Raw genomic sequence first — 5,425 nt, 5'->3', positions numbered from 1 at the left:
GTCCCCATGGGGCCGCTGCTTCTCCAGGCGACCCCTCATCGCGACAAACTTCGCCGAACGATCGTCCACCACGGACATAACCGCACTGAGGCGATCACACGGGAATCCCAAACACAGATCAAGTGATCAACTTATTTAATGACAGTACCTCAGTGTCACGTCTTGTTCTCCTGCCCGTGGCGCGGGCAGGTCACCCATTCCTGTTTATCTGTGGAGGAATATTTATGCCTACCAGTTCTGAGCCGGACCCGTCGGCCGCCGAGTTCGGGCCGTTGACCCTGGACGATCTCGCTAACCGGGTCGAGAAGGCGCATACCGAGCATGTGGAGGGCTACACGGCCAGCACGGTGCTGCACCGCCTGTACCTCGCCGAGGCCTTCGAGAACGAGCGGCTTCGGGCTGCGTTGGATCTGGTTTTCTCGCGTCTTGGGGGACGTAATGAAGTAACAAATACGTGATCGAGAGCATCATCGCAGGTCACAGGCCTGTGGAGGGTTCGAAACGCGCAAGTTATTTCATTTCGACTCCTTGGCACGTGGCATAGGCGGACGCGGGAGGTGTGGCGGCAGGCGTATAACACGTGGGCTGTTCCGGCCGGGATGGATCCGGTGCCCGCCCATCCCCACATGACCGACGCAGAGGTCCCCGAGGTCACAGACGACGTTGACGACGTCGATGAGGCCGACGACGCCGGAAACGAGGATGTTCCGGCTGGCAGCGACGGGTCCGACCCGAACGACTAGCCCGCACCCCGTACAGGAAAGGAAACCCTGTCCCATGGTGAGTATTTCGATCATTCTGTTGTTGTCGTTCGCGGTCGTGGTCCTCGTCCGGTCTTACCGGCTGAGTCTGGCGTCGGCGCTGCTGTGCATTGTCCTCGGGTTCTATCTGGCTTCCTCCGGGCTGGCCCCGACAATCCAGCAGATCGTCAACCAGGTGATCAACGTCGTGTCGGCCATCGGCGTGTAGCGGAAAGGACAAAGGATCTAATGATGACGTTCTTTTTCATCATGATACTGGTGGCGCTCGTGCTTACCGATGGAAGCCTGTTGGTGTTGCTGCTGGTCCGGCTCGCCGAGGAACAGCGCGACATCGGTGATGTCCGCCGCCTGCAGGAAGCGCAACGCCGCCAGGAAGCGCAACGCCGTCTCGGCCGTATTCCGCCTGGCCGTTGAGTTCGCCCCGGGGCGCGGTTCCTGACCGCCACGACAGACACCGCGCCCCGGGTTCCCCACGCAGACAGGGAACTTCCATCATGTCCGATCGCAGTCCTCTGCCGCCCGGTGAATCCTCCGACCCGTCCGGCGATCCCTCCGGCCTGTCCGATCATTCCTTCGGCCCGTCCGTGGGGGCTCGCCTGCCTGGCTGGTCTGGCGGGTGGGTGCCGGATGTCGAGACGGCGCGCGCCGATCTGGCCCCCTACCAGCCGAGGGACCGCCGTCCGCTCCCCGCCCGGCCTGCGCCGGTGCCGGTGGGGGGAGGTGGCGGGGGTGGCGCTGGTGCCGGTGGATCCGTCTCCGCTTCCCCGGCCGGGGGTGGGTGAGCCGCGCCCGGGTGTCCGGCGGCCGATCGTCCCGGGGTGGCTGCGCTCGTGGGCGGCGTTGCGCGTGGCCGCATGCTGGGCGGTGGGCCACTACACCTACACCGCGGTCTACCACGCGGTGCGGGTGCCGGTGTACGCCGCCCGGCTGGTCGGCCGCGCCCCGCGCGGCGCCGGTCGGCTGCTGGGCGCGGTGGTGGGCTGGCTGGCCGACACCGACGCCCGGCCGGTGATCGCCGCTTCGGTCCGCCAGGAAGACGCCGGGATATATCTGCGGCTGGCCCGTCTGCATGACACCCGGACCCGGGCGCGGGCGTTCCTGGCCGTCCTGGGCGGCTTTCCTGCCCTCGCGCTGGCCGTGTGGTGGTGGAGCGCCGCCCCCGCCGGGGTGCGTCTGCTGCTGGGCGTCGCCGTGGTCGGCGGGCTCGGGGTGCTGGAGGCGCCGGCGGACCGGCCGCTGATGAGTCCGGCGGTGGTCCCGACCCGGGTGGGCCGGCTGACCGCGGACATCGTCGTCCGCGCGCTGGGGGCACTGGGCATCGCTGAGATCAACAAGGCGCGTCGCGAGGGTGGTGGGATCACCTTCCCCTCCCCGATCATGCGGGACGGTCCCGGCTGGCGCGCCGAGGTCGATCTTCCCTATGGGGTGACGGTGTCCGATGTCTTGGAACGCCGGGAACGGCTCGCGTCCGGGCTGCGCCGCCCGATCGGCTGCGTGTGGCCGGAGGCCGGGCACGACGCGCACGCCGGCCGGCTGGTGCTGTGGGTGGGGGATCAGGACATGTCCAAGGCCCCGGCCGCTGCCTGGCCGCTGACGCGGCGGGGGGTGACGGACGTGTTTGCCCCGGTGCCGTTCGGCTCCGACCCGCGCGGGCGGCCGGTCAGTATTCTCTTGTCGGAAAACAATGTGCTGGTCGGCTCGCTGCCCGGGGCGGGGAAAACGTCGGCGGTGCGGGTGCTCATGCTCGGCTGCGCACTCGACCCCACCTGTGAGCTGTGGGTGTTCAACCTGAAAGGAACCGCCGATCTGGACGCGGCGGAAAAGGTCGCCGCCCGTTATGCCTCTGGACTGGACGACTCCACGATGGAAATCGTGCTGGAAGCGTTACGGGATCTGCGGGCGGAGATTGTCCGCCGGGCCGCGGCGATTAAACGGCTACCGAAGGACCTGTGCCCGGATGGGAAGGTGACCCGGCAGATCGCCGGTTTGCGGTCGTACGGGTTGCATCCGCTGGTCGCGATTGTGGACGAGTGCCAGAACCTGTTCGCGCACCCGGCCTACGGCAAGGAAGCCGGCGAGTTGGCCACGGACATTATCAAACTGGGCCGGGCGCTCGGGGTGATTCTGATTCTGGCGACGCAGCGGCCGGATGCCGCCTCGTTGCCGACCGGGGTGTCATCGAATGTGTCGATCAGGTTCTGTCTGCGGGTCATGGGCCAGGTCGAAAACGATATGATCTTGGGGACGTCGATGTATAAGAACGGGATTCAGGCAACGACGCTGCGGCCGTCGGACAAGGGTATCGGCTATCTGGTTGGCGCCAGCGACGACCCGATGATTGTCCGCTGCGCGTACATCGATGCCCCGATCGCGGACGAGATCGCCGAGCGGGCGCGGGAAGCCCGTATCGCCGCGGGCCGGCTGTCCGGGCAGGCCGCCGGGGACAGCACCCCGCCGGAATCGGCACCGTCGCTGTTGGACGACATTCTGTCCGTGGTGCCCGGGGGCGAGGGCAAGGTGTGGTCAGAAACCGTTGTCGCCCGGCTCGCCGAGCCGCGGCCGGATGTGTACGGAGGTTGGGGTGCCGATCAGCTCGCGATGGTTCTCAAACCGTACGGAATCGAGACCGTGCAGATCGGCCGCCGGATAGCCGGGAAGGTCCTCAACCGGCGTGGGATCGAACGCCGCCACCTAGCCGCAGCGGTGGCGGAACGTGACCGGAAGCGGGTTGCCTGACGGTCCGCTGGGTGCTAACGGTTAGCGGCTCTCCCGCTAACTGTTAGCACCCCTGTTAGCCCCCTCACAGGCCGCTGACCTGCTCGTTTGCCTGTTAGCGGCCGGAGCGTGAAACCGCCGAAACCCCGGGGGGACGAGGGCTGTGGCCCCCTCCCGGCCCGGCTCGCCGCCCCGGCACCCCGGCACCGTTGCCGCCACCCTGCGTGACCGGCCCGGGGGTGGTCGCTGGCATCCCGACCACGGGCAGGGCACCGGTGAAAGCCGGCGCACGCATCACCCATGGTGGTCGGCCGCGTGTTTTCCAGAAATCGCCTTGCGGGGTTAGTGCTGACCGCGTACGCCCTTTTTTCTGAACTATCCACCGCCTTTGCCCGCTCTGCTGTGAGGGGAGACAGCAGGAATGTCGGCTGTGCTTGATCTTTTTGCCGGCCCCGGTGGCTGGGGCTCGGCCTGCACCAGGCTTGGCCTGGCCGAAATCGGCGTCGAATGGGATCACTGGACCTGCGAAACCCGCCGCGCCGCCGGGCTGGCAACCGTTGAAAACGATGTCGGTGCCATCCACCCGGGCGACTACGCCGGGATTACCGGGCTGATCGCCTCCCCGCCCTGCCAGCCGTTCAGCAGCGCGGGAAAACGGCTGTGGCTGGCCGACCCCCGCGGCCGGCTCATTCACCAGCCGATGAGGTTCGCCCGCGTGCTGCGGCCGGTGTGGATCGCGATGGAAGAAGTCCCCGCCGTCCTGCCGATCTGGGAACGGTTCGCCTACGAACTGCGCCGCGGCGGCTACGCCACCTGGACCGGAATCCTCGCCGCCGAACAGTACGGGGTGCCGCAAACCCGCCGACGCGCCTTCCTCCTCGCTTCCCGGGCACAAGAAAGCGTCGGCCCGCCCGCGCCGAGTCACACCCGATATGGTGCGACAACCCCGCGATATGCGCCGCCGCTGAAACCCTGGCGGAGCATGGCCGACAGCATCGGCCGGGGGATCATCGACCGGCCATCCTTCACCGTCACCACCCACGGGAACACCTGGGGTGGAACCTACGCCCGCACCGCCCTCCGCACCGCACAGCTAACCGGCAGGTGGGCCGGACCGGTAGACCCCCTGACCGTCGCCGAGTTCGGCGCCCTGCAATCCTTTCCCGCCGACTACCCGTGGCAGGGCAGCAACACCATCCGGCTTCTCCAAATCGGCAACGCGGTGCCGCCCCCCTCGCCGCCGCGGTCCTGTCCTCCGTCGCTTTCTCCCAGCCCCTTGCCCAAGCCGCGTAACGACGAACAGCCACCTACCCGCAAGACTCCCAGCGATCTTGACCCCCTCCCGCGTGGTGAGAGCGTCGTGATTCTCTCGGTGCAGGATTTCAGGCTTCCTGATGTGCTGGGGCATCTGGAGGCCGGAAGGGTCGTGCTCGTCCTTCCGGCCTTCCCACAGGCCACCTAGCGCGGACGGGCGGCTGAACCTCCGTTCCGCGCGCTGCTTTCCCGACGGAAACAGAACCCGTTGCCAAGGTCCACGATTCCGTCCGCGTCGGTCGTGTCCGTGAAACCCGTACCGATCTTGATTCCCCACTGTCCGTCATGCTCGGAAAGCGTCAGACCCCACGAGGTCATGATCGCTCGGAGCATGCCCCGCTTTTCGTCGGTGTCGCCGCTGGTCCACATGTCGCTGACCGTCCGCCCGATCTCCGTGTAGTCGTACACGTCAGAGACAAGCGCGAATTGTTCGATGGCCACCCGCAGAGCCTTGCGGGTGGCCACCAGCGCATCGAGTTCGTCATCGTCTTCCGTGACAGACAAACGGCTTTGCAGCCGGGAGAATTCTGCCCGCATCTCGTCCGGCTCGTGCGCGTTCCCCGCCACCCGCTGGAAAGCGAGAATAGGCGTCGTGTCTCTTATACACATCTGACAGCCCACGAGACGGACTCCTA

5 protein-coding genes and 1 pseudogene are annotated in these 5,425 nt (G+C 67.1%); 5 read left to right on the top strand and 1 reads right to left on the bottom strand.

Annotated features, from left to right (window positions below):
* The first annotated feature begins 224 nt into the window (after positions 1-224).
* From ACY45C_RS19620 to ACY45C_RS19600, 5 genes are all read left to right on the top strand, one after another.
* Positions 225-458, top strand: a complete 234-nt coding sequence (locus ACY45C_RS19620) for a hypothetical protein (protein ID WP_462189030.1) — start codon at positions 225-227, stop codon at positions 456-458.
* 319 nt (positions 459-777) lie between these two features.
* On the top strand, positions 778-969 hold the full coding sequence (locus tag ACY45C_RS19615; protein ID WP_462189029.1) for a hypothetical protein: 192 nt from the start codon (positions 778-780) through the stop codon (positions 967-969).
* A gap of 23 nt (positions 970-992) precedes the next feature.
* Positions 993-1,175, top strand: coding sequence for a hypothetical protein (locus ACY45C_RS19610; RefSeq protein WP_462189028.1), 183 nt, complete (start codon positions 993-995; stop codon positions 1,173-1,175).
* A 315-nt stretch (positions 1,176-1,490) separates the two neighbouring features.
* On the top strand, positions 1,491-3,497 hold the full coding sequence (locus tag ACY45C_RS19605; protein WP_462189027.1) for a cell division protein FtsK: 2,007 nt from the start codon (positions 1,491-1,493) through the stop codon (positions 3,495-3,497).
* A 400-nt stretch (positions 3,498-3,897) separates the two neighbouring features.
* Positions 3,898-4,938 (top strand): DNA cytosine methyltransferase, encoded by a 1,041-nt coding sequence (locus ACY45C_RS19600; RefSeq protein WP_462189026.1) that lies wholly within the window; start codon positions 3,898-3,900, stop codon positions 4,936-4,938.
* Here ACY45C_RS19600 and ACY45C_RS19595 read toward each other — a convergent pair.
* Positions 4,935-5,425: pseudogene (locus tag ACY45C_RS19595) on the bottom strand (hypothetical protein); the annotation flags it as partial. The gene ACY45C_RS19600 and the pseudogene ACY45C_RS19595 sit on opposite strands and share 4 nt — an antisense overlap.

This window comes from Frankia sp. CcWB2 (assembly GCF_977927585.1).
This window is presented reverse-complemented; position numbering and strand designations above follow the sequence as displayed.

What these genes read in the sequence shown, in the direction of transcription:
- ACY45C_RS19620 (WP_462189030.1), top strand. Translation starts at nt 225, where the DNA reads ATGCCTACCAGTTCTGAGCCGGACCCGTCGGCCGCCGAGTTCGGGCCG.
- ACY45C_RS19615 (WP_462189029.1), top strand. Translation starts at nt 778, where the DNA reads ATGGTGAGTATTTCGATCATTCTGTTGTTGTCGTTCGCGGTCGTGGTC.
- ACY45C_RS19610 (WP_462189028.1), top strand. Translation starts at nt 993, where the DNA reads ATGACGTTCTTTTTCATCATGATACTGGTGGCGCTCGTGCTTACCGAT.
- ACY45C_RS19600 (WP_462189026.1), top strand. Translation starts at nt 3,898, where the DNA reads ATGTCGGCTGTGCTTGATCTTTTTGCCGGCCCCGGTGGCTGGGGCTCG.